General features: G+C 71.0%; 21 protein-coding genes. 17 read left to right on the forward strand and 4 right to left on the reverse strand.

The annotated features are described in order from the left end of the window. Positions 1 to 81: 81 nt before the first annotated feature. Positions 82 to 441, reverse strand: coding sequence for a hypothetical protein (locus tag ACIPTO_RS31365; protein WP_401197727.1), 360 nt, complete (start codon positions 439 to 441; stop codon positions 82 to 84). Between the two features lie 70 nt (positions 442 to 511). After that, positions 512 to 1,483, reverse strand: coding sequence for an LLM class flavin-dependent oxidoreductase (locus ACIPTO_RS31370; RefSeq protein ID WP_401197730.1), 972 nt, complete (start codon positions 1,481 to 1,483; stop codon positions 512 to 514). Positions 1,484 to 1,662: 179 nt separating this feature from the next. Between ACIPTO_RS31370 and ftsY the strand changes: the two genes are divergently transcribed. After that, positions 1,663 to 2,865, forward strand: coding sequence for a signal recognition particle-docking protein FtsY (ftsY, locus tag ACIPTO_RS31375; protein WP_366320921.1), 1,203 nt, complete (start codon positions 1,663 to 1,665; stop codon positions 2,863 to 2,865). Between the two features lie 158 nt (positions 2,866 to 3,023). Here ftsY and ACIPTO_RS31380 read toward each other — a convergent pair whose 3' ends face one another. Further along, positions 3,024 to 3,689 carry a bifunctional DNA primase/polymerase gene (locus tag ACIPTO_RS31380; RefSeq protein ID WP_366320923.1) on the reverse strand — a complete coding sequence of 222 codons (666 nt, stop codon included), beginning with the start codon at positions 3,687 to 3,689 and terminating at the stop codon, positions 3,024 to 3,026. Positions 3,690 to 4,135: 446 nt separating this feature from the next. On the opposite strand from ACIPTO_RS31380, the gene ACIPTO_RS31385 reads away from it, so the two are divergent. From ACIPTO_RS31385 to ftsH, 6 genes are all read left to right on the forward strand, one after another. Then, positions 4,136 to 5,620, forward strand: coding sequence for a hypothetical protein (locus ACIPTO_RS31385; protein WP_401197734.1), 1,485 nt, complete (start codon positions 4,136 to 4,138; stop codon positions 5,618 to 5,620). Between the two features lie 523 nt (positions 5,621 to 6,143). Beyond that, the gene (locus tag ACIPTO_RS31390; RefSeq protein WP_366320927.1) at positions 6,144 to 7,475 is read left to right on the forward strand and encodes an ammonium transporter; all 1,332 of its coding nucleotides are present in this window, start codon (positions 6,144 to 6,146) and stop codon (positions 7,473 to 7,475) included. Beyond that, positions 7,472 to 7,810, forward strand: coding sequence for a P-II family nitrogen regulator (locus ACIPTO_RS31395; RefSeq protein ID WP_366320929.1), 339 nt, complete (start codon positions 7,472 to 7,474; stop codon positions 7,808 to 7,810). The genes ACIPTO_RS31390 and ACIPTO_RS31395 overlap by 4 nt, the downstream gene beginning before the upstream one ends. Before the next feature lie 25 nt (positions 7,811 to 7,835). Beyond that, complete coding sequence (locus tag ACIPTO_RS31400) at positions 7,836 to 10,286, forward strand: [protein-PII] uridylyltransferase (protein ID WP_401197737.1); 2,451 nt, start codon at positions 7,836 to 7,838, stop codon at positions 10,284 to 10,286. Positions 10,287 to 10,390: 104 nt separating this feature from the next. Further along, complete coding sequence (gene ffh, locus ACIPTO_RS31405; protein WP_401197739.1) at positions 10,391 to 11,944, forward strand: signal recognition particle protein; 1,554 nt, start codon at positions 10,391 to 10,393, stop codon at positions 11,942 to 11,944. Positions 11,945 to 12,078: 134 nt separating this feature from the next. Next, entirely contained in the window at positions 12,079 to 14,016 is a 1,938-nt protein-coding gene (ftsH, locus tag ACIPTO_RS31410; protein ID WP_401197742.1) for an ATP-dependent zinc metalloprotease FtsH, read from the forward strand. Positions 14,017 to 14,049: 33 nt separating this feature from the next. Here the strand turns inward: ftsH and ACIPTO_RS31415 are convergent, their stop codons facing one another. Further along, complete coding sequence (locus ACIPTO_RS31415) at positions 14,050 to 14,907, reverse strand: SAM-dependent methyltransferase (protein ID WP_401197744.1); 858 nt, start codon at positions 14,905 to 14,907, stop codon at positions 14,050 to 14,052. Positions 14,908 to 15,106: 199 nt separating this feature from the next. Between ACIPTO_RS31415 and proS the strand changes: the two genes are divergently transcribed. The 10 genes from proS (at position 15,107) to lepB (ACIPTO_RS31465) (ending at position 23,027) form a co-directional block, all read left to right on the forward strand. Beyond that, positions 15,107 to 16,525, forward strand: a complete 1,419-nt coding sequence (gene proS, locus ACIPTO_RS31420) for a proline--tRNA ligase (protein WP_401197747.1) — start codon at positions 15,107 to 15,109, stop codon at positions 16,523 to 16,525. A gap of 260 nt (positions 16,526 to 16,785) precedes the next feature. Continuing rightward, the gene (locus ACIPTO_RS31425) at positions 16,786 to 17,379 is read left to right on the forward strand and encodes a hypothetical protein (RefSeq protein WP_033282654.1); all 594 of its coding nucleotides are present in this window, start codon (positions 16,786 to 16,788) and stop codon (positions 17,377 to 17,379) included. Positions 17,380 to 17,665: 286 nt separating this feature from the next. Further along, positions 17,666 to 18,085 carry a 30S ribosomal protein S16 gene (rpsP, locus tag ACIPTO_RS31430; RefSeq protein WP_366320940.1) on the forward strand — a complete coding sequence of 140 codons (420 nt, stop codon included), beginning with the start codon at positions 17,666 to 17,668 and terminating at the stop codon, positions 18,083 to 18,085. Positions 18,086 to 18,087: 2 nt separating this feature from the next. Then, on the forward strand, positions 18,088 to 18,327 hold the full coding sequence (locus ACIPTO_RS31435) for an RNA-binding protein (protein ID WP_161180513.1): 240 nt from the start codon (positions 18,088 to 18,090) through the stop codon (positions 18,325 to 18,327). 82 nt (positions 18,328 to 18,409) lie between these two features. Further along, positions 18,410 to 18,985, forward strand: a complete 576-nt coding sequence (rimM, locus tag ACIPTO_RS31440) for a ribosome maturation factor RimM (protein WP_401197752.1) — start codon at positions 18,410 to 18,412, stop codon at positions 18,983 to 18,985. Then, positions 18,982 to 19,815, forward strand: coding sequence for a tRNA (guanosine(37)-N1)-methyltransferase TrmD (gene trmD, locus ACIPTO_RS31445; protein WP_401197754.1), 834 nt, complete (start codon positions 18,982 to 18,984; stop codon positions 19,813 to 19,815). Before rimM ends, trmD begins: the two co-directional genes overlap by 4 nt. A 132-nt stretch (positions 19,816 to 19,947) precedes the next feature. After that, on the forward strand, positions 19,948 to 20,298 hold the full coding sequence (rplS, locus tag ACIPTO_RS31450) for a 50S ribosomal protein L19 (protein WP_352182438.1): 351 nt from the start codon (positions 19,948 to 19,950) through the stop codon (positions 20,296 to 20,298). Positions 20,299 to 20,343: 45 nt separating this feature from the next. Beyond that, a complete protein-coding gene (gene lepB / locus ACIPTO_RS31455) occupies positions 20,344 to 21,060 on the forward strand; it encodes a signal peptidase I (protein ID WP_366320946.1) in 717 nt (238 codons plus the stop codon). Beyond that, positions 21,053 to 22,165 (forward strand): signal peptidase I, encoded by a 1,113-nt coding sequence (gene lepB / locus ACIPTO_RS31460; RefSeq protein WP_366320948.1) that lies wholly within the window; start codon positions 21,053 to 21,055, stop codon positions 22,163 to 22,165. The genes lepB (ACIPTO_RS31455) and lepB (ACIPTO_RS31460) overlap by 8 nt, the downstream gene beginning before the upstream one ends. Continuing rightward, positions 22,053 to 23,027: a signal peptidase I gene (lepB, locus tag ACIPTO_RS31465; RefSeq protein WP_366320950.1), complete on the forward strand. Its 975-nt coding sequence runs from the start codon at positions 22,053 to 22,055 to the stop codon at positions 23,025 to 23,027. Before lepB (ACIPTO_RS31460) ends, lepB (ACIPTO_RS31465) begins: the two co-directional genes overlap by 113 nt. Positions 23,028 to 23,051: the final 24 nt, after the last annotated feature.

Genomic DNA, 23,051 nt, shown 5'->3' on the forward strand with positions numbered 1-23,051 from the left:
GACCGGGTCCCGCGCACCGGGACCCAGCGACTCGGGGAGACGGGCTCCATCCCCCGCCGCCCGTCTCCCCGAAACCCTCCCTCACCAGATGAGGACGCCGCCGCCGATCCCCCGGGCCCGGAGAGCGGCGGCCTCGATGTTGTCCAGCCGGCTGCCGACGAGATCGGACCGCTCCCCGACCGCCGCGGCGAGGGCTTCCAGGTGCTCCCGGAGCAGCGCCGTCTCGCGCAGGAACTCCGGCACGTCCGGCGCCTCGACGTACAGGTCGCCGGAGGCCAGCACGGGAAGGTAGGTGGCGCCCAGCGCACGGACGGGCGCCGAGCCCCACACGGTCTCGCGCCAGTCCTCGGACCCGGCCGCGTCGTTGCATCCCTCCGGGACGTCGAGCACCTTCCACCGGCCGTCCGCGTCACGCAGGAACACATCCACAGCCAAGGTCATGACCGCAGTGGACCACCGGTGGCGCGGCCGGTCCACCGGTTCCGGGTAAAGGTCACCCTCCGGGCAGGGGTCACCCTTCGAGCCGCGGCAGCACCTGTTCCGCGAACAGCCGCAGGCTGCGCCACCCCTCCTCCACCGGCATCCCGCCCGCCAGCGGATGCAGGACGAGGTTGTCGAGCCCCAGCGCCACGCACTGGTCCGGCGTGAGGATCCGGTACACGCCCTCCGCGCGCAGCTCCGCCACGGTCGTCGCCCCCGACTTCACCGCCGAGCGGATCTCCCCGGACTGCCAGGAGGCGTAGGTCCGTGCCTCGTGCAGGAAGTGCGCCCCGTACTCGGCCCAGGTCCGGTCCGGGTCCTCGGCGATGTGCAGCAACGGCGTCTCCGCCCCCGGCATCATCGTCCAGCCCTCGGTGCCGTACTCGACGAGCCGGTCCTTGTAGTACGCCTCCAGGTCGGGCAGGTGCGCGCTGGGGAAGAACGGCAGGCCCAGGCGGGCGGCCCGGCGGGCGGCGGCCTTCGAGGAACCGCCGACCAGCAGCAGGGGGTGCGGGTCGGAGAGGGGGCGCGGGGTGACCCGTACGGTACGGCCGCGGTACTCGAACTCCTCGCCGGACCAGGCCTTCACGAGCGTCTCCAGCAGCTCGTCCTGGAGCCTGCCCCGGCGCTTCCAGTCCACGTCGAACTGGGCGTACTCCTCGGGCCGGTAGCCGATCCCGGCCACGGTCACCAGCCGGCCGCCGCTGAGCAGGTCGAGCACGGCGATGTCCTCGGCCAGCCGCAGCGGGTCGTGCAGCGGGCCGATGACCGCCGACACGGTCACCGCGATCTGCCGGGTCGCGCCGAACACCGCGCCCGCGAAGGCGAAGGGCGAGGGCAGCCAGTTGTTGGCGACGCCGTGGTGCTCCTCCGTCTGCACGGTGGTGATCCCGTGCTCGTCGGCGTACGCGGCCATCTCCAGGGCGGCCCGGTAGCGGGCGCTGAGCGAGGCGGGGGTGGCACCGGGTTCGACCAGGTTGAAGCGTACGACCGAGACGGGCATGGGAGGTCCCCCTTCGGGTGCGGCGGGGTCGTGTGTGCTGGGGGACGGTAGCTGACGAGGCGTCAGATGGCCATGGCCGCGACCGCCGCCGTCCGGGGCTCCGGGCTCCCCGGCGCGTGCGGGTCCGGGCGCGCCCGCGCTGGGCCCCGGCGAGGCCCATGGCTGATACTGGGTGGGTTATGGAAACCGTCATCCTTGCTGTAGTCATCGCCGTGGTCGTGCTCGGTGCGCTCGGCGGGCTCGTCGTCGGCAGCCGGCGCAAGAAGCCGCTGCCCCCGCCGCCCACCTCCGTGCCCGACATCACCGCCCCGCCGGCCGAGCCGCACGTCGGCGACGAGGCCGAGACCCCGCGCGACGAAGCGCGCCGGACCATAGAGGAGGTGGATCTCCCGGACGGTTCGGCCCCGGTCGCCGTCGAGGAACCCCCCGCACCGGACGTCCCCGTCCTGGAAGTCCCCGAGCCGACCGCCGGACGGCTCGTCCGGCTCCGCTCGCGGCTGTCCCGCTCACAGAACGCGCTCGGCAAGGGGCTGCTCACGCTCCTGTCCCGCGAGCACCTCGACGAGGACACCTGGGAGGAGATCGAGGACACCCTCCTCACCGCCGACGTCGGCGTCGCCCCCACCCAGGAACTGGTCGACGGGCTGCGCGCCCGGGTGAAGGTGCTCGGCACCCGTACCCCGCAGGAACTGCGCACGCTGCTCCGCGAGGAGCTGCTCAAGCTGGTCGGCACCGACATCGACCGGACCGTGAGGACCGAGCCCGAGGGCCGCAAGCCCGGCATCGTGATGGTCGTCGGGGTCAACGGCACCGGCAAGACCACCACCACCGGCAAGCTCGCGCGCGTGCTCGTGGCCGACGGGCGGACCGTCGTGCTCGGCGCCGCCGACACCTTCCGGGCCGCCGCGGCCGACCAGCTGCAGACCTGGGGCGAGCGGGTCGGTGCCCACACCGTGCGCGGGCCCGAGGCCGGTGACCCCGCCTCCGTCGCCTTCGACGCGGTGAAGGAGGGCAAGGAGATGGGGGTCGACGTCGTCCTCATCGACACGGCCGGGCGGTTGCACACGAAGACCGGGCTCATGGACGAGCTGGGGAAGGTCAAGCGGGTCGTGGAGAAGCACGCGCCGCTCGACGAGGTGCTGCTGGTGCTCGACGCCACGACCGGCCAGAACGGCCTGGTGCAGGCCCGCGTCTTCGCCGAGGTCGTCGACATCACCGGGATCGTGCTGACGAAGCTCGACGGCACGGCCAAGGGCGGCATCGTGATCGCCGTGCAGCGGGAGCTGGGAGTGCCGGTGAAGCTGATCGGGCTCGGTGAAGGGGCGGACGACCTGGCGCCGTTCGAGCCGGAGGCGTTTGTTGACGCCCTTATCGGCGACTGACGTTCCGCGGGTCCGGTCGTCCTCCGGCTGCCGGTCCGCGGGGGCTGGTCGCGCCGTTCCCCGCGCCCCTGACGGGGTGCTGACGTCGGCCCCTGAGTGCGAAGTGCCCCTCTCCGGCGCGGAGAGGGGCACTTCGTCGTCCACTGCCTACGAGGGCACTACGCGCGCGACCTGTGCGCCACGTACGCCAGGGTGCCCAGAAGCAGGCGGGCCGCCGGGGGTCTGGTCGCCGAGTCGAGGGCGGGGGAGCGGAGCCAGGTGACCGGGCCCAGGCCCGCGCGGTCCGAGGGCGGGGCGGTGATGTGGGTGCCCGGGCCGAGGCCCCGGAGGTCCAGGGAGGTGGGGTCGTCCCAGCCCATGCGGTAGAGGAGGGTGGGGAGTTCGGCGGCGGCGCCGGGGGCGACGAAGAACTGGGCGCGGTGGTCGGGGGTGGCGGTGACCGGGCCGAGCGGGAGGCCCATGCGCTCCAGGCGGGCCAGTGCGCGGCGCCCCGCGGGCTCGGCGACCTCGATCACGTCGAACGCGCGGCCCACCGGCAGCATCACCGCGGCGCCGGGCAACTCGGCCCAGGTGTCGGTCACTTCACCGAGGGTGGCGCCGGCGCGCACCTCCGGCGCGAAGGTCAGTGGGTGCGCGCCCGGCGTACGGCATGCCGTGTCGCCGCAGGAGCACGCGCCGCCGGCGGCCCGCGCGCCCGCGACCACGTCCCAGCCCCAGAGGCCGGTGAACTCGGCCACGGCCGTGCACTCCGACGTGCGGCCGCGGCGGCGCGTGCCGGAGCGGATGTCGCGGATGGCCCGGCTGCTGCCGATCGTGAAGCCCATGCCCCCTCCAACGGGTCCAACGCACCGGTGGTTACGAGACGGATTCGTAACGTCACTCTGTGTCTACGCCTGCCCCGCACCGCGTGGTCCAGACGGCGTCCGGGGGCACCCCGGGTGGTGCACTCGACGGCACGCGCCCCTGCGCGCACCGCTCCGCCCACTTCCGGTCGTCCTATGTCAAGTGAATCGTGCGCGGGCAACCGTAGGTTCATTCGAAGGGGTGGCGAATGGTGGCGTTTCCGCGATCGCCGTGGCTGGACGGGTGATCGTAGGATTACTTTGAGTGCACAAGCCCCCGGGGCACATGCACTCGTGGGTATGCCGGAGGCAACTCGTCATCTCGTTCGAAGGGTGACAAGTGCGGGACGGGAAGCCGTGTTTACCGGCATTCTGATAGGGCTTGGCGCACAGCGGCGACAAGTGGTTCCAGGGATGGGGGCGTTCCAGTGGGCGGCAACGGCGGAAGCGGGACAACCGCGACCAGTACGGAGAAGCGCCCCAATGAGCTGCTCGGCTCGTGGTTCGTGCGCAGCGGCTGGTCCAAGGGTGAGCTCGCGCGGCAAGTGAACCGCCGGGCACGGCAGTTGGGGGCCAATCACATCTCCACGGACACCTCGCGGGTGCGCCGCTGGCTGGACGGCGAGAACCCGCGCGAGCCGATCCCGAGGATCCTCTCGGAGCTGTTCTCCGAGCGCTTCGGCTGCGTCGTCTCGGTCGAGGACCTGGGCCTGCGCGCGGCCCGCCAGGCGCCCTCCGTGTCCGGCGTCGACCTGCCGTGGACGGCCCCTCAGACGGTGGCCCTGCTCAGCGAGTTCTCGCGCAGCGACCTCATGCTGGCCCGGCGCGGCTTCCTCGGCGCCTCGCTGGCCCTGTCGGCCGGTCCTTCCCTCATCGAGCCCATGCAGCGCTGGCTCGTCCCCGGCGCCTCGACCCAGCAGCCGGAGCCCGAGTCCGCGAGCGCCTCGCGGCACCAAGGGCGGCTCTCCCGGCCCGAGTTGGAGCTGCTGGAGTCCACCACCGCGATGTTCCGCAAGTGGGACGCCCAGTGCGGCGGCGGCCTGCGCCGCAAGGCGGTCGTAGGACAGCTGCACGAGGTGACCGACCTGCTGCAGGAGCCTCAACCCGAGGCCACCACACGGAAGTTGTTCAAGGTCGCCGCCGAACTCGCCGAGCTGGCCGGGTGGATGTCGTACGACGTGGGGCTCCAGCCCACCGCCCAGAAGTACTTCGTCCTCGCCCTGCACGCGGCCAAGGAGGCGGGGGACAAGCCGCTCGGGTCGTACGTCCTGTCCAGCATGAGCCGGCAGATGATCCACCTCGGGCGGCCCGACGACGCGCTGGAGCTGATCCACCTCGCGCAGTACGGCAGCCGGGACTGCGCGAGCCCGCGGACCCAGTCGATGCTGTATGCGATGGAGGCCCGCGCCTACGCCAACATGGGCCAGCCCGGGAAGTGCAAGCGGGCCGTCCGGATGGCCGAGGACACCTTCGCGGACGTCCACGACTGGGACGACCCGGACCCGGACTGGATCCGCTTCTTCTCCGAGGCCGAGCTGTACGGGGAGAACTCGCACTCCTATCGCGACCTCGCCTACGTCGCCGGCCGCAGCCCCGCCTACGCCTCGCTCGCCGAACCGGTCATGCAGCGGGCGGTGGACCTCTTCGCCAAGGACGACGAGCACCAGCGGTCGTACGCGCTCAACCTCATCGGCATGGCCACCGTGCACCTGCTGCGGCGGGAGCCCGAGCAGAGCGCGGTGCTGGCGACGGAGGCGATGACCGTCGCCAAGAAGGTGCGCTCCGAGCGCGTCAACACCCGTATCCGCAAGACCGTCGACACCGCGGTCCGCGACTTCGGCGAGCTGGCCGAGATCGTCGACCTCACCGAGCGGCTCGCCGTCGAGCTGCCGGAGACCGCCGAAGCGGTCTGACACCCGAACCCCGGCCGCGGCCGGCCCTCCCGAACAGCCCGACTCGGCTCCCCCATGCCAGGTCATCGGAAGGCCGACCGCGGCCGGTCCTGTTCCGCCGCCGACCGGTCCCGGCGCGTCCCCGCTCGTATTCGAAAGACCCGCCGCGCCATGGTCCGCGACGCCGGTCCCCGGCCGGAAACGCCCGGGGCGCCGGACGGCTCCCGGCCCGGCCCCGCGGCGCGCCGAAGGGGCCGTGCCCCATGCCCCGGCGCCCCCGCGCCGGGCCGCCGGGAGGCGGGCCGCGGCCGGTTTCCCGCCACGCGAAAAGGTTGCGCCACGATAACGATCGCGCGGCCGGAGATCCGGCGGTTCATCGACGCGTAACACGTACGGCGCCTTCGTCACCCCGGCGAAACAACGAGGGGCTTCGACCGAAACCGCGCTGCGCCAATCTCATGGCGCATAACCGGACCCCCCGCCTTGACCGGACCGCATCCAGGCTTCGCCCGCACGGGGCCGTACAACCGACGAGGAGACGCCGATGGCATCAGCCGCCATCACGCTTGCCGCTGAGGCACCCAAACTGTCCTCCGCGAACACAGGCTTCATGCTCATCTGTTCCGCCCTGGTGCTGCTCATGACACCGGGACTCGCCTTCTTCTACGGAGGCATGGTCCGCGTCAAGAGCACCCTGAACATGCTGATGATGAGCTTCGTCAGCATCGGGATCGTCACCATCTTGTGGGTGCTCTACGGCTTCTCCCTCGCCTTCGGTTCGAGTAACGGCTTCATCGGCTACAACTCCGACTGGCTGGGGATGAGCAACGTCGGACTGACGGAGCTCTGGGACGGCTACACCATCCCGATCTTCGTCTTCATGGTCTTCCAGATGATGTTCGCCGTCATCACCCCCGCCCTCATAAGCGGTGCCATCGCCGACCGCGTGAAGTTCTCGGCCTGGGCGCTCTTCGTCGCCCTGTGGCTGACGATCGTCTACGTCCCGGTCGCCCACTGGGTGTGGGGCGCCGACGGCTGGGCCTACAAGCTCGGCGTGATCGACTTCGCCGGTGGTACGGCCGTCCACATCAACGCCGGTGCCGGCGCCCTCGGCGTCATCCTGGTCATCGGCAAGCGCGTCGGCTTCAAGCGCGACCCCATGCGCCCGCACAGCCTGCCGCTGGTCATGCTCGGCGCCGGTCTGCTGTGGTTCGGCTGGTTCGGCTTCAACGCCGGATCGTGGCTCGGCAACGACGACGGCGTCGGCGCGCTGATGTTCGTCAACACCCAGGTCGCCACCGCCGCCGCCATGCTCGCCTGGCTCGCCTACGAGAAGATCCGGCACGGCGCGTTCACCACGCTGGGCGCGGCCTCGGGTGCCGTCGCCGGTCTGGTCGCGATCACCCCGTCCGGTGGCGCTGTCTCCCCGGTCGGAGCGATCGCCGTCGGCGTCATCGCCGGTGTCGGCTGCGCCGCGGCCGTCGGCCTGAAGTACAAGTTCAACATCGACGACTCCCTCGACGTCGTCGGCGTCCACATGGTCGGCGGTATCCTCGGCTCCCTCCTGATCGGCCTCTTCGCCAGCGGCAAGGGCCAGTCCGACGTGCAGGGCCTCTTCTACGGCGGAGGCATGCACCAGTTCTGGATCCAGTGCGCCGGTGTCTTCGCGGTCCTCGCCTACTCCCTGGTCGCCTCCGCGATCCTCGCCTTCCTCCTCGACAAGACCATCGGTATGCGGGTCACCGAGGACGAGGAGATCGCCGGCATCGACCAGGCGCAGCACGCCGAGACCGCATACGACTTCAGCGGTGCCGGCGGCGGCCTCGGCAGCAGCTCCGTGGCCTCCGTCCCGCAGACGAAGAAGGTGGACGCATGAAGCTCATCACCGCCGTCGTCAAGCCTCACCGGCTCGACGAGATCAAGGAAGCCCTCCAGGCCTTCGGGGTCCACGGTCTGACGGTCACCGAGGCGAGCGGCTACGGTCGTCAGCGGGGACACACCGAGGTCTACCGGGGTGCCGAGTACACGGTCGACCTGGTCCCCAAGATCCGCATCGAGGTGCTGGTCGACGACGACGACGCCGAGCAGCTGATCGACGTCATCGTGAAGGCCGCCCGTACGGGCAAGATCGGTGACGGCAAGGTCTGGTCCCTCCCGGTCGAGACGGCCGTCCGGGTCAGGACCGGCGAGCGCGGACCGGACGCGCTCTAAAAGGAAACAGGACAGGAGTCGCTGGGTGACGAGTACGGACGTGCGCAAGGATGCAGAGGACTCCGGACCCAGCGGCTACGCGGCGGCCCGGCTGCGCCTCCTCACCGAGGGGGCGCGGTCCGGGCCGCCGCGCCGTGCGGCCCTCGCCGAACTGACCGACGACTGGCTGACCGGCCTCTTCACCGCCGGATCCGAGACGCTCAAGGGCGTCTCCCTGGTCGCGGTCGGCGGCTACGGCCGCGGCGAACTCTCCCCGCGCAGCGACCTCGACCTGCTCCTCCTGCACGACGGCGGCGACTCCGGCGCGGTCGCCGCGCTGGCCGACCGCATCTGGTACCCGGTCTGGGACCTCGGTCTCGCCCTCGACCACTCCGTCCGCACCCCCGCCGAGGCCCGCAGGACCGCGGGCGAGGACCTCAAGGTCCAGCTCGGCCTCCTCGACGCCCGCCACATCGCGGGCGACCTCGGCCTGACCGCCTCGCTGCGCACGGCCGTCCTCGCCGACTGGCGCAACCAGGCGCCGAAACGCCTCCCCGAACTCCAGGAACTCTGCGCCGAACGCGCCGAGCGCCAGGGCGAGCTGCAGTACCTCCTGGAACCCGACCTCAAGGAGGCCCGCGGCGGACTGCGCGACGCCACCGCGCTGCGTGCCGTGGCCGCCTCCTGGCTCGCCGACGCCCCGCGCGAGGGGCTCGCCGACGCCCGCCGCGCCCTCCTCGACGTGCGCGACGCCCTGCACCTGACCACCGGGCGCGCCACGGACCGGCTCGCGCTCCAGGAGCAGGACCAGGTCGCCGCCGAGCTGGGCCTGCTCGACGCGGACACCCTGCTGCGGCAGGTCTACGAGGCGGCGCGTGTCGTGTCGTACGCCAGTGACGTCACCTGGCGTGAAGTGGGGCGCGTGCTGCGCTCCCGGGCCGTGCGGCCGAGGCTGCGCGCCATGCTCGGCGGGGGCGCGAAACCCGCCACCGAGCGCTCCCCGCTCGCCGAGGGCGTGGTCGAGCAGGACGGCGAGGTGGTGCTCGCCCGCGCCGCGCGCCCCGAGCGCGACCCGGTCCTCCCGCTGCGTGCCGCCGCGGCCGCGGCCCAGGCCGGACTCCCGCTCTCGCTGCACGCCGTACGGCGCATGGCGGCCGGGGTGCGCCCCCTGCCCACGCCGTGGCCCGCCGAGGCGCGCGAGCAGCTGGTGACACTGCTCGGTTCCGGACAGCCCACGGTGGAGGTGTGGGAGGCGCTGGAGGCGGAGGGCCTGATCACCCGGCTCCTGCCGGACTGGGAGCGGGTGCGCTGCCGCCCGCAGCGCAACGCCGTGCACATCTGGACCGTCGACCGGCACCTCATCGAAACCGCCGTCCGCGCCTCGGAGTTCGCCCGCCGCGTCAGCCGCCCCGACCTCCTCCTGGTCGCCGCGCTACTGCACGACATCGGCAAGGGCTGGCCCGGCGACCACTCCGTGGCCGGCGAGATCATCGCCAAGGACGTGGCCGCCCGCATCGGCTTCGACCGCGCCGACGTCGCCGTACTCGCCACCCTCGTACGCCATCACCTGCTGCTCATCGAGACCGCCACCCGGCGCGACCTGGAGGACCCGGCCACGGTCCGTTCGGTCGCCGAGGCGGTCGGCACGACCGGCACCCTGGAACTGCTGCACGCGCTGACCGAGGCGGACGCGCTGGCCACCGGACCGGCCGCCTGGTCCTCCTGGCGGGCCGGCCTCGTCACCGAGCTGGTGAAACGCGTCGCCGCCGTCCTCTCCGGGGACGCCCCCGAGGAGCCCGAGGCGGGCGCCGCCACCGCCGAACAGGAACGCCTCGCGATCGAGGCCGTCGCGACCGGCGGCCCGGTCCTCGCCCTGCGCGCCCAGACCGAACCCCCGTCGGAGGACGAGCCCGCGGGCGACCCCGAACCCCTCGGCGTGGAGCTGCTGATCGCCGTACCCGACCAGCCGGGCGTGCTGCCCGCCGTCGCGGGCGTCCTGGCGATGCACCGCCTGACGGTCCGCACGGCGGAGCTGCGCGCGCTGGACCTGCCGGACGGCGTGGAGGGTTCCGTCCTGCTGCTCAACTGGCGGGTCGCCGCCGAGTACGGCTCCCTGCCCCAGGCCGCCCGGCTGCGCGCCGATCTCGTACGCGCCCTGGAGGGCTCCCTGGACATCGCGGGCCGCCTCGCCGAACGCGACGCCGCGTATCCGCGCCGCCGGGGTGTCGTCGCCCCCGCCGCCCGCGTCACGGTCGCCCCGGCCGCCTCCCGGCACGCCACGGTCATCGAGGTGCGCGCGCACGACGCCCCGGGTCTGCTGCACCGGATCGGCCGCGCCCTGGACGACGTGGGCGTCCGGGTCCGCAGCATGCACGTGTCGACGCTGGGCGCCAACGCGGTCGACGCCTTCTACGTGACGACCGCCGACGGCGTCCCGCTGGTGGGCGACGAGGCGGTGTCGGTGGCGCGGAAGCTGGAGGAGACCCTGCGGGCCTGAGCCCGTCCCGGCTTTCCGCCCCGCAGGCGGGGACGATTCGCTTGCGCGGCCGGATACCCTGGAAGACGCTCACACTGCCCCCGACTCCGAGGACCGACGCCGCCGTGTTCGATACTCTCTCCGACCGCCTCTCAGCGACCTTCAAGAATCTGCGTGGCAAGGGGCGTCTGAGCGAGGCGGACATCGACGCCACCGCGCGCGAGATCCGTATCGCCCTCCTCGAAGCGGACGTGGCGCTGCCGGTCGTACGGGCGTTCATCAAGAACGTCAAGGAACGCGCCCTCGGCGCCGACGTCAACAAGGCGCTGAACCCGGCCCAGCAGGTCCTGAAGATCGTCAACGAGGAGCTCGTGACGATCCTCGGCGGCGAGACCCGCCGCCTGCGCTTCGCCAAGAACCCGCCGACCGTGATCATGCTCGCGGGCCTGCAGGGTGCCGGCAAGACGACCCTCGCGGGCAAGCTCGGCAAGTGGCTCAAGGACCAGGGCCACTCGCCGCTGCTCGTCGCCGCCGACCTCCAGCGCCCGAACGCGGTGAACCAGCTGAGCGTCGTCGCCGAGCGGGCCGGCGTCGCCGTCTACGCGCCCGAGCCGGGCAACGGGGTGGGCGACCCGGTCAAGGTCGCCGAGGACTCCATCGAGTTCGCCAAGTCCAAGGTCCACGACATCGTGATCGTGGACACCGCCGGCCGCCTCGGCATCGACCAGGAGCTGATGCGGCAGGCCGCGGACATCCGTGACGCGGTCTCGCCGGACGAGATCCTCTTCGTCGTCGACGCGATGATCGGCCAGGACGCGGTCAACACCGCCGAGTCCTTCCGCGACGGCGTCGGCTTCGACGGCGTGGTGCTCTCCAAGCTCGACGGCGACGCCCGCGGTGGCGCGGCCCTGTCGATCGCCTCGGTCACCGGCAAGCCGATCATGTTCGCGTCGAACGGCGAGAAGCTCGACGACTTCGACGCCTTCCACCCGGACCGGATGGCCTCCCGCATCCTCGACATGGGTGACCTGCTCACCCTCATCGAGCAGGCGGAGAAGACGTTCAGCCAAGAAGAGGCCGAGAAGATGGCCTCCAAGCTGGCGTCCAAGAAGGGCCAGGACTTCACCCTCGACGACTTCCTGTCCCAGATGGAACAGGTCAGGAAGATGGGCAGCATCAGCAAGCTGCTCGGCATGCTCCCCGGCATGGGCCAGATCAAGGATCAGATCAACAACCTGGACGAGCGGGACGTCGACCGTACGGCCGCGATCATCAAGTCGATGACCCCGGCCGAGCGCGCCGAGCCGACCATCATCAACGGCTCGCGCCGCGCCCGTATCGCCAAGGGCTCCGGCGTCGAGGTCAGCGCCGTGAAGGGCCTGGTCGAGCGGTTCTTCGAGGCCCGCAAGATGATGTCCCGCATGGCGCAGGGCGGCGGGATGCCCGGCATGCCGGGGATGCCGGGCATGGGCGGCGGCCCCGGCCGCACCAAGAAGCAGCCCAAGCAGGCCAAGGGCAAGCAGCGTTCGGGCAACCCGATGAAGCGCAAGCAGCAGGAGCTGGAGGAGGCCCGGCGCCGCGAGGCCGGAGCGGCCGGTGGCGGCAACGCGTTCGGACTGCCCGAGCAGGGCGGCCAGGACTTCGAGCTGCCGGACGAGTTCAAGAAGTTCATGGGCTGACGGCCCGTGGTCCGAGCGCCGGAGGCCCACGGGCCGACCGCCGCTCCACGTCGCCGAGGGCGCCCTTCTCCGGAAGGGCGCCCTCGGCGCATCCTGGGCGTGCCGACGCCTGGCCCGTGTCGTAACTTGCCGATATGACCAACCCCGCGCCGCCGCGCAAGTCGCCCGACCAGCCCTGGCGTACCGAGGGCACCCCGGACGAGCCCCCGAAGCCGTCGCCGGGCGGGAAGAAGATGCGCGGCAGCTGGTGGAGCCTGATCCTCACCGCGCTGGTCGTGTACCTGATCGCCAACCTGATCCTGTCGTTCTTCAACGAGGGCGACGAACCGACCATCTCGTACACGGAGTTCAGCAAGCAGGTCGACGCGGGCAACGTCACCAAGATCTACGCCAAGGGCAACGCGATCCAGGGCCAGCTCAAGAAGGAGCAGAAGAACCCGGACGGCGACGGCAAGTACACCAAGTTCGACACCGAGCGGCCGACCTTCGCGGACGACCAGCTCTGGGAGGACCTGACCAAGCACGACGTCACCGTCACGGCGGAACCGGTCGTCCAGCACCGCAGCTTTCTGGCCAATCTCCTGATCTCGCTGGCCCCGATGCTGCTCCTGGTCGTCCTCTGGCTCTTCATCGCGCGCCGGATGAGCTCCGGGATGGGCGGCGCGGGCGGCATGCTCGGCCGCAAGGCCCCGCCCAAGCCCGTCGAGCTGGAACCCGGCAAACAGCGCACGACCTTCGAGGACGTGGCCGGCATCGACGAGGTCGAGGGCGAGCTGAACGACGTCGTCGACTTCCTCAAGAACCCCGACGAATACCGCAGGATGGGCGCCAAGATGCCCCGGGGCGTCCTCCTCGCGGGACCGCCCGGCACCGGGAAGACACTGCTCGCGCGGGCGGTCGCGGGGGAGGCCGGGGTGCCGTTCTTCTCGGCGTCGGCCTCCGAGTTCATCGAGATGATCGTCGGTGTCGGTGCCTCACGCGTGCGTGAACTGTTCGCGGAGGCCCGCAAGGTGGCCCCCTCGATCATCTTCATCGACGAGATCGACACCATCGGCCGGGCCCGCGGCGGCGGCTCCGGGATGGGCGGTCACGACGAGCGCGAGCAGACCCTGAACCAGATCCTCACCGAGATGGACGGCTTCTCCGGCTCCGAGGGCGTCATCGTCATCGCGGCCACCAACCGCGCCGACGTCCTGGACCCGGCGCTGACCCGTCCCGGCCGCTTCGACCGGGTGGTCGTGGTCTCCCCGCCCGACCGGGGCGGACGCGAGGCGATCCTGGAGATCCACACCCGTCAGATCCCGCTCGCGAAGGACGTGAACCTCGCCCAGGTCGCCCGTACGACCCCGGGCATGACCGGCGCCGAACTCGCCAACCTCGCCAACGAGGCCGCCCTCCTCGCCGTCAAGCGCAAGCAGAGCGAGGTCACCCAGTCCGACCTCTCCGAGGCGCTGGAGAAGGTCCAACTGGGCGCGGAACGACCGCTGGTGATGCCCGAGCAGGAGCGCCGCCGCACCGCCTACCACGAGAGCGGCCACGCCCTCCTCGGCATGCTCCAGCCCGGCGCCGACCCGGTCCGCAAGATCACCATCGTCCCGCGCGGGAGGGCCCTCGGCGTCACGCTCTCGACACCGGACTCCGACAAGTACGCCTACACCGAGGAGTACCTGCGCGGCCGCATCATCGGCGCCCTCGGCGGCATGGCCGCGGAACAGGTCGTCTACGGCGTGATCACCACCGGTGCCGAGAGCGACCTCGAACAGGTCACCAACATCGCGCGCGGGATGGTCGCCCGCTGGGGCATGAGCGAGCGCGTCGGCCGCCTCTCCGCCCTCCCCAACGACGCCCAGCAGGCCTACGGCCTCGCCGCCGCGCCGCAGACCCTGGACGTGATCGACGACGAGATGCGCCGCGTCGTCGACGAGTGCTACGACGAGGCGTGCCGCAAACTCCGCGACCACCGCGGCCAGCTGGACTCCCTCGCGGCGGCCCTCCTGGAGAACGAGACCCTGGAGGAGACGGACGCGTACCGCATCGCGGGCGTGACACGCCTCTTCAAGGAAGAGCCGTAGTCCTCCTCAGGTCGTACCCGCGCCGAGTCCTCCTCAGGTCGTACGCGCGATCAGATACCGGAAGACGTTCGGCATCCACACCGTCCCGTCCTGCCGACGATACGGATGCAACGCCTCCGCCAACTCCTTGTCCACCTGCGCCCGATCCGTCGCGACGATCGCCGCGTCGAAGAGTCCCGTCGACAGCAGTCCCCTCACACCGCTCTCCACATCCGCGTACCCGAAGGGGCACGCCACCCGGCCCGAGCCGTCCGGCCGGAGCCCCGCGCGCTGGGCGACCACCTCCAGGTCGTCGCGGAGCACCGGGCGCGGGCTGCCCGTACCGCGCAGCGGGTCCGCCAGCCTGGTCGCCACCCGCAGCACGGACGAGGTCGCACAGCGCTCCGGCGGACCCCAGCCCGCCAGCACCACGGGCGCCCCGCGCGCGGCGAGCGGCGTCGCGGCGGCGAGCGTGTCACCGAGCCCCTCCGCGTCGCCCGCGAGACACCCGATGGGCTCGAAAGCGGTCACCAGGGTGTACGCGGGCGTCTCCGCGTCGGCCGCGTCCCTGGGAGAGCCGTAGACGAGCCGGGTGCGGGCACGCGCGCGTGGGGCGTGTGCGTCCGGGAGCAGGCGCTCCCGGGCCAGGGTCAGCCGCTCGGGGGAGAAGTGCTCGACCCCGGTGACCGTCGCGCCTCTGGAGGCCGCCATCAGCAGGGCGAGCCCGGAGCCGCAGCCGAGACCGAGCAGCCGGGTGCCGGTCCCCACCTCCAGTCGCCGGTAGACGGCTTCGTAGAGCGGCACCAGCATCCGCTCCTGGATCTCGGACCAGTCACGCGCGCGTGCCCCCAGGTCCACCCGGGGCACGGGCCCCGTATGTGGCAGGTACTGCCGCACGAGCGTAGGTGTCATCGAAAGCGCCCCAATCCGCCGAGAGTTGTGTCCGTGCCCGTTTCCGAGGCCCCCCGTGATGTGCGCCCGCACTTCCCCCGTATGCCAGCAAACTCCGCACGCGCTACGGCGTCCAGGGGTTGTGGGCCCCCGCTTGTGGCCGGCCCGTGGGAGTGGCGAGAATTCACATGACGGCAACGTGGGCCCGTACGATCTCGCCATGGCTAAGGCACCCGTACTCACCCCGCGGGCGGACGACTTCCCCCGCTGGTACCAGGACCTGATCAGCAAGGCCGAACTGGCCGACAACGGACCGGTGCGCGGCTCCATGGTCATCCGACCGTACGGGTACGGCATCTGGGAGCGGATGCAGGCCGAGATGGACGCCCGCATCAAGGAGACGGGCACCGAGAACGCCTACTTCCCGCTGCTGATCCCGCAGTCCTACCTCGCCCGCGAGGCGGACCACGTCGAGGGCTTCGCACCCGAGCTGGCCGTGGTCACCCACGGCGGCGGCAAGGAGCTGGAGGAGCCCGCGGTCGTCCGGCCCACCTCCGAGATGATCATCAACGAGTACTTCGCGAAGTGGGTGCAGAGCTACCGCGATCTGCCCCTGCTGATCAACCAGTGGGCCAACGTGGTCCGTTGGGAGCTGCGCCCCCGCCTGTTCCTGCGCACCAGCGAGTTCCTCTGGCAGGAGGGCCACACGGCGCACGCGACCTACGAGGAGGCGCGCGACTTCGCCGCGCACATCCACCGCCGGGTGTACGAGGACTTCATGGTCAACGTCCTCGCGATGGACGTCGTACCGGGCCGCAAGACGGCCAAGGAGCGGTTCGCCGGAGCCATCAACACCCTCACCCTGGAAGGGATGATGGGCGACGGCAAGGCGCTGCAGATGGCGACCAGCCACGAGCTGGGCCAGAACTTCGCGAAGGCCTTCAGCACGCAGTACCTGTCGCGGGAGGGCAAGCAGGAGCTGGTCTGGCAGACCTCCTGGGGCTCGACCACGCGCATGATCGGCGCCCTGGTGATGATGCACGGCGACGACGACGGACTCCGGGTGCCGCCGCGGCTGGCGCAGATCCAGGTCGTCGTCCTCGCGATCAAGGGCGACGAGGCGGTTCTCGCCAAGGTCCGCGAGATCGGGGCCCGGCTGAAGGCGGCGGGCCTGCGCGTCCGCGTCGACGACCGCACGGACGTCCCCTTCGGGCGCCGGGCCGTCGACTGGGAGCTCAAGGGCGTGCCGGTACGGATCGAGGTCGGACCCCGCGACCTGGAGAACGGCACGGCGATGCTGGCCCGCCGGATCCCCGGGGGAGGCAAGGAGTCGGTCGCGATCGACGCACTCGTAGACCTGCTTCCCGTGGTCCTGGAGGAGGACCAGGCGCTGCTGCTGACGCAGTCGCGCGAGCGGCGCGAGGCGCGGACCTCGGAGGTGTCGACGGTCGCGGAGGCCGTCGAGGCCGTGAGCGCGGGCGGCTGGGCGCGCATTCCGTGGGCGACGCTCGGCGAGGAGGGCGAGGCCGAGCTGGCCGAGCACGCGGTGACCGTGCGGTGTCTGGTCGCCGAGGACGGGTCGGTCCCGGACGCCGACGGGGCACCCGGTAACGTCGCGGTCGTCGCGCGCGCTTACTGAAGTGACGCCCCTCCGGGGGAGAGCGGCCGAAACGCCTCTTGCGCACCGGCGGAGTGCGGCTCGCCCGGCGTGTGGACACCGTCTACGCGCCGGGTCGTACAGACGGCTACGCACCACCTTGTGATGAGCTGTGAGGCTTCTCCGCAGATCAGCGCACCCGCCCTCCTCCGGACGCATCAGCGGCAACTGACGGGTACGTGCAAATTATTTGGGATGCCCCGGAATCGGAACACAGGGGCACTCCGGCTCGTTGTCATTACGTGAGCACGACACAGACACCACCTGTTCTCGCCGCAGAGCTGGCAGAGGCGTGGGCCGACATTCAGCGGTACCACCCCGAGCTGCCCGATCTGGCCGCGCCCGAGTCCCTGATCGGAGAGTCGTCGTCCGCCTGCGGACACGAGCTCTCCTTCGAGCGACTGCTGCATGAGGCAGTCCATGGCATCGCCGCTTCGCGCGGCGTGCGCGACACGTCCCGCGCCGGCCGCTACCACAACCGCAGATTCCTCGCGATCGCCGAGGAGCTGGGCCTGGACCACCCCGACGAACCGCATCCCAGCAGCGGCTTCTCACTGGTCCAGCTCAACCCCGAGGCCAAGCGGCGCTACCGGCCGACGATCGAGCGCCTCCAGCGCGCGCTCAAGGCCCACACCGTCGCCACCTCGGCCGACACCTCCCGTACGTTCCGCGGCCCGGCCGCCCGGCACGGCTCGTCCGGTGGCGGTGTCCGCGTCAAAGCGGTGTGCGACTGCGGTCGTAACGTGCGGGTCGTCCCGTCGGTGCTGGCCCAGGCGCCGATCGTGTGTGGGGGCTGCGGCAAGCCCTTCCGCATTCCGGAGGCCGTGGCGGCCTGAGGACGCGGCTGCTCGTGGCAGCCGCATCCCGCGGGCCGGGTTGCGCACACCCGCGCCGGTCACCTCCCGGCGCCGGGTGTCGCTTCCGCGTGGGCGGGGGCAGGCGGGGGCCTGCTCCCCGGTCGGGCGGACCGCCAGGGTGTGGCACAATGGCTAGCTGTACTCGACAGCCGCACAGGAACCCTCTCGCCTCCGGCTGACGCGTCCATCGGGCACTCGGGTACCGCAACCCCACGCGGCCGTCTCGCCGTGCCCAACCACGTCAAAACCAGGAGAACCCACTCCCGTGGCAGTCAAGATCAAGCTGAAGCGTCTGGGCAAGATCCGTTCGCCTCACTACCGCATCGTCGTCGCCGACTCCCGTACCCGCCGTGACGGCCGGGCCATCGAGGAGATCGGTCTGTACCACCCGGTGCAGAACCCCTCGCGCATCGAGGTCGACACGGACCGCGCGCAGTACTGGCTGAGTGTCGGCGCCCAGCCGACCGAGCCCGTCCTCGCCATCCTGAAGCTCACCGGCGACTGGCAGAAGTTCAAGGGCCTGCCGGCCCCGGCTCCGCTGCTCGTGGCCGAGCCGAAGGCGGCGCGCCCGGTGTTCGACGCCCTCGGTGGCGACGACACGGGCAAGGGTGAGGCCATCACCCAGAAGAAGAAGGCTGAGAAGAAGGACGAGGCTGCCGCCGAGTCCGAGTCGACCGAGGCCTGAGCATGCTCGAGGAGGCTCTCGAGCACCTCGTGAAGGGCATCGTCGACAACCCCGACGATGTGCAGGTCGCCTCCCGCGACCTGCGTCGTGGGCGCGTGCTGGAGGTCCGGGTGCACCCCGAAGACCTCGGCAAGGTGATCGGCCGCAACGGCCGCACCGCTCGCGCTCTGCGCACCGTCGTGGGTGCCATCGGCGGCCGAGGTGTCCGCGTCGACCTTGTCGACGTCGACCACGTTCGCTGACGTTTATCGAAAACCGGCTCGGGCCGGGGAGGGCCACTGGCCGTCCCCGGCCCGATCTGCATGAAACAGGAGATGTGGACACGTGCAACTGGTAGTCGCACGGATCGGCCGTGCCCATGGCATCAAGGGCGAGGTCACCGTCGAGGTACGCACCGACGAGCCCGAGCTGAGGCTCGCGCCCGGCGCCGTCCTGTTCACGGACCCCGCCCCGACGGGACCGCTCACCATCGAGACGGGCCGCGTCCACAGCGGCCGGCTCCTCCTCCGCTTCGAGGGCGTCGGCGACCGCACCGGCGCCGAGGCCCTGCGCAACACCCTCCTGATTGCCGAGGTCGACCCGGAGGAGCTGCCCGAGGAGGAGGACGAGTACTACGACCACCAGCTGATGGACCTCGACGTCGTCACCAAGGACGGCGAGGAGATCGGCCGGATCACCGAGATCTCGCACCTGCCCTCCCAGGACCTCTTCATCGTCGAGCGGCCCGACGGCAGCGAGGTGATGATCCCCTTCGTGGAGTCGATCGTCGTCGAGATCGACCTGGAGGAGCAGCGCGCGGTCATCGACCCGCCGCCCGGGCTGATCGACGACCGGGCGGAGATCGTGTCCTCCCGGGACGACTCCCCGGAGGAAGCCTCGTCCCGGGACGCCGACGCATGAGGCTCGACGTCGTCACGATCTTCCCCGAGTACCTCGACCCGCTGAACGTCTCCCTCGTCGGCAAGGCACGCGCGCGTGGACAGCTGAACGTGCACGTGCATGATCTGCGCTCCTGGACGTACGACCGCCACAACACGGTCGACGACACCCCCTACGGCGGCGGCCCCGGCATGGTCATGAAGACCGAGCCCTGGGGCGACGCCCTGGACACCGTCCTGGCCGACGGCTACGAGACGGGCTCCGGTACGCCCGCGATCGTCGTGCCCACGCCCAGCGGACGCCCCTTCACCCAGGAACTCGCCGTCGAGCTCTCCGAGCGGCCCTGGCTGGTCTTCACCCCCGCCCGCTACGAAGGCATCGACCGGCGCGTGATCGACGAGTACGCGACCCGGATGCCCGTCTACGAGGTGTCCATCGGCGACTACGTGCTCGCCGGCGGCGAGGCGGCCGTCCTGGTCGTCACGGAGGCCGTGGCACGGCTGCTGCCCGGTGTCCTGGGCAACGCCGAGTCCCACCGCGACGACTCCTTCGCGCCCGGCGCCATGGCCAACCTCCTGGAGGGGCCGATCTACACCAAGCCGCCCCAGTGGCGCGGCCAGGGCATCCCGGACGTGCTGCTCAGCGGCCACCACGGGAAGATCGCCCGCTGGCGGCGCGACGAGGCGCTCAAGCGCACGGCCGCCCACCGCCCGGACCTGATCGAGCGCTGCGAGCCGAAGACCTTCGACAAGAAGGACCGCGAGATGCTCTCGATCCTCGGCTGGGCACCGGACCCCGAAGGGGCCGCCCACGGCCGATTTTGGCGCAGGCCGGACGGCATGGAAGAATAGGTCGCTGTTGTGCGACGTCCGGCGTGCGCCCCTGCCACAGGGGGACATGACGCCCGCCCCGACACGCACAGCGTCCTTCCTCCACCCAACTCCCGTCGGTGACCTGTGGCATCGATGAAGAAAGCAGACGACATGTCCCACCTGCTCGACATCGTCGACAGCGCCTCGCTGCGCACCGACGTCCCGGCCTTCCGCCCGGGTGACACCGTCAACGTCCACGTCCGCGTCATCGAGGGCAACCGCTCCCGTGTGCAGCAGTTCAAGGGCGTTGTCATCCGTCGCCAGGGCGCCGGTGTCCGCGAGACCTTCACGGTCCGCAAGGTCTCGTTCTCCGTCGGCGTCGAGCGCACCTTCCCGGTGCACACCCCGATCGTCGAGAAGATCGAGCTCGTGACCCGTGGTGACGTCCGTCGCGCGAAGCTGTACTACCTCCGTGACCTGCGCGGCAAGGCCGCGAAGATCAAGGAGAAGCGCGACAACTGAGGTCGCGACGGCGTTCTCATCGGGGCCGGATAACATCTGGCTCCGATGGACACCGAAGCACAGCACACGGAGCGCGACCGCTCCTCCCGCCCTTCCGACTCCGAGGACACCTCGGACCCGGCAGGACCGGAGGGACGGTCGCGTTTCGCGTTGGTCTCGCGTGCCGCCGAGTGGCTGCCCGGCGGCCGGATCACCCTGACCGTCCTGGTCTGCCTGGTGTTTCTGCTGCTGCTCAACACCTTCCTGCTGCAGCCGTTCCAGATTCCCAGCGGATCCATGGAATCCGGATTGAGGATCGGCGACCGCGTTCTCGTAAATAAGTTGGCGTACCGTTTCGGTGCTCAGCCGCGGCGTGGAGACATCGTCGTGTTCGATGGCACCGGCTATTTCGGGGACGCCGACTACATCAAGCGCGTTGTAGGTGTGGGGGGAGACCACGTGCTCTGCTGCGACGAGAAGGGGAGGCTCCAGGTGAACGGGCGGTCTGTCGACGAGACGGCGTTCCTGTACCCCGGTGACACCCCCTCCAGCGTGGCGTTCGACGTCGTGGTGCCCGACGGCACCCTCTTCGTGCTCGGTGACCATCGCAGCGACTCACGTGACTCCCGGGACCACCTGGGCGATCCGGGCGGAGGCATGATCCCTGTTGGTGACGTCATCGGACGGGCCGATTGGATCGTCTGGCCCGCCGGCCACTGGACCCACCTCGTCCGGCCCGACGCCTACGCGCGCGTACCCGCCGCGGACGGCGCCCATGGGTAACCGCGGCAAACCGCGCGGCGCGGCACCGGGCGGCTCCTTCGGGAACGAGAACCTGCTGCCGACCGGCTCCCGGCGCGCGGGCGCGTCCGCACCCACCGGGGGAGGCGGCCGCAGCCGGGCCGAGCGGCGCAAGCTCCAGCGCAAGGTCAAGCGGCGCCGACGGCGGTCCGCCGTGCGGGAGATACCTCTCCTGGTCGGTGTCGCCGTCCTCATAGCCCTCGTCCTGAAGACCTTCCTCCTTCAGGCGTTCGTGATCCCGTCGGGTTCCATGGAGCAGACGATCCGCATCGGGGACCGTGTCCTGGTCGACAAGTTCACCCCGTGGTTCGGCTCCGAGCCCAAGCGCGGTGACGTCGTCGTCTTCCACGACCCGGGCGGCTGGCTCGCGGACGAGCAGACCACCAAGAAGAACGACCCCATCGTCGTCAAGCAGGTCAAGGAGGGCCTCCAGTTCATCGGCCTGCTGCCGTCGGACAACGAGAAGGACCTCATCAAGCGGGTCATCGGCGTCGGCGGCGACCGCGTCAAGTGCTGTGACACACAGGGCCGGGTGACCGTCAACGGCGTGCCGCTGACCGAGGGCGACTACCTGTATCCCGGGAACGCACCGTCCGAAACTCCGTTCGACATCACCGTCCCCAAGGGCCGGCTGTGGGTGATGGGCGACCACCGGGGCAACTCGGCCGACTCACGGGCCCACCAGAACACCAGCTACGGCGGCACGGTCCCGCTCAGCCTGGTGGTGGGACGGGCCAAGGTGATCGCCTGGCCCATGGGGCACTGGACCAGCCTGGACGAACCTAAAACCTTCGCATCGGTTTCCCACTCCGTGTCGGGGACGACCGCCGGTCCCGAACTGTCGCATAGGGTTGCCCCGGTCGATCCGAACGGATCGGTCCAACTCCCGAGCCCTGCGGAACTCCCGCTCGTTATGGGAGTGGTGGGCCTGCGCCGAGGATGGGGCAGGCGGCGGCACAGAGTAAGGAGTTGGCGTGGGGGATGTGGCGGTTGGCGCACGGTCCGGACACGACGGCGAGGAGCACCACGGACGTCCCGTGGAAGCACCCGCCCCGGCCGCGGACAGCGCCGTGACCTCCGGGAGTGACTCCGGAGCGGACGTGGACGGTACGGCGCCGGGCGACGCGACCCGCACCGAGGAACAGGGGCCGGGCGACCGGACCCCCCAGCCGAAGAAGCCGCGCTCCTTCTGGAAGGAGCTGCCGATCCTGGTCGTCATCGCGCTCGTCCTCGCGCTGCTGATCAAGACGTTCCTGGTGCAGGCGTTCTCCATCCCCTCGGACTCGATGCAGAACACCCTCCAGCAGGGCGACCGGGTCCTGGTCGACAAGCTCACCCCGTGGTTCGGCTCCAAGCCCGAGCGCGGCGAGGTCGTCGTCTTCCACGACCCGGACGACTGGCTGGCGGGCGAACCCGCGGCGAACCCCAACGCCCTCCAGACGGTGCTCAGCTGGATCGGCCTGATGCCGTCCGCCCAGGAGAAGGACCTCATCAAGCGGGTCATCGGCGTCGGCGGCGACACGGTCTCCTGCAGCGGCACGGGCCCGCTGATGGTCAACGGCAAGGCGCTGAACGAGCCGTACGTCTACCCCGGCAACACCCCGTGCACCAACGACGACCAGGGCGGCCAGTTCACCGTCAAGGTCCCCAAGGGCGACATCTGGGTGATGGGCGACCACCGGCAGAACTCGCGGGACTCGCGCTACAACCAGTCCGACAAGCACCACGGCATGGTCCCGGTGAACGAGGTCGTCGGCCGCGCGATCGTCAAGGCCTGGCCCGTCAACCGCTGGGGCACGCTGCCGATCCCGGACACCTTCGACCAGGCGGGCATCAACACCCAGGCCTCCGCCTCCCGCCTGCTCACGGCCGCCCCGGAGGGCCTCGCCCTCATCGGTGTGCTGCCGCTGGTCCTGTGGCGCCGCAAGCGCTCGGGCAAGGACGAGTAAAGGGCTTGTAGAGCTTCTGACCAT

The sequence above is a fragment of the Streptomyces sp. NPDC090083 genome (genome assembly GCF_044747445.1).
Lineage (GTDB): Bacteria > Actinomycetota > Actinomycetes > Streptomycetales > Streptomycetaceae > Streptomyces.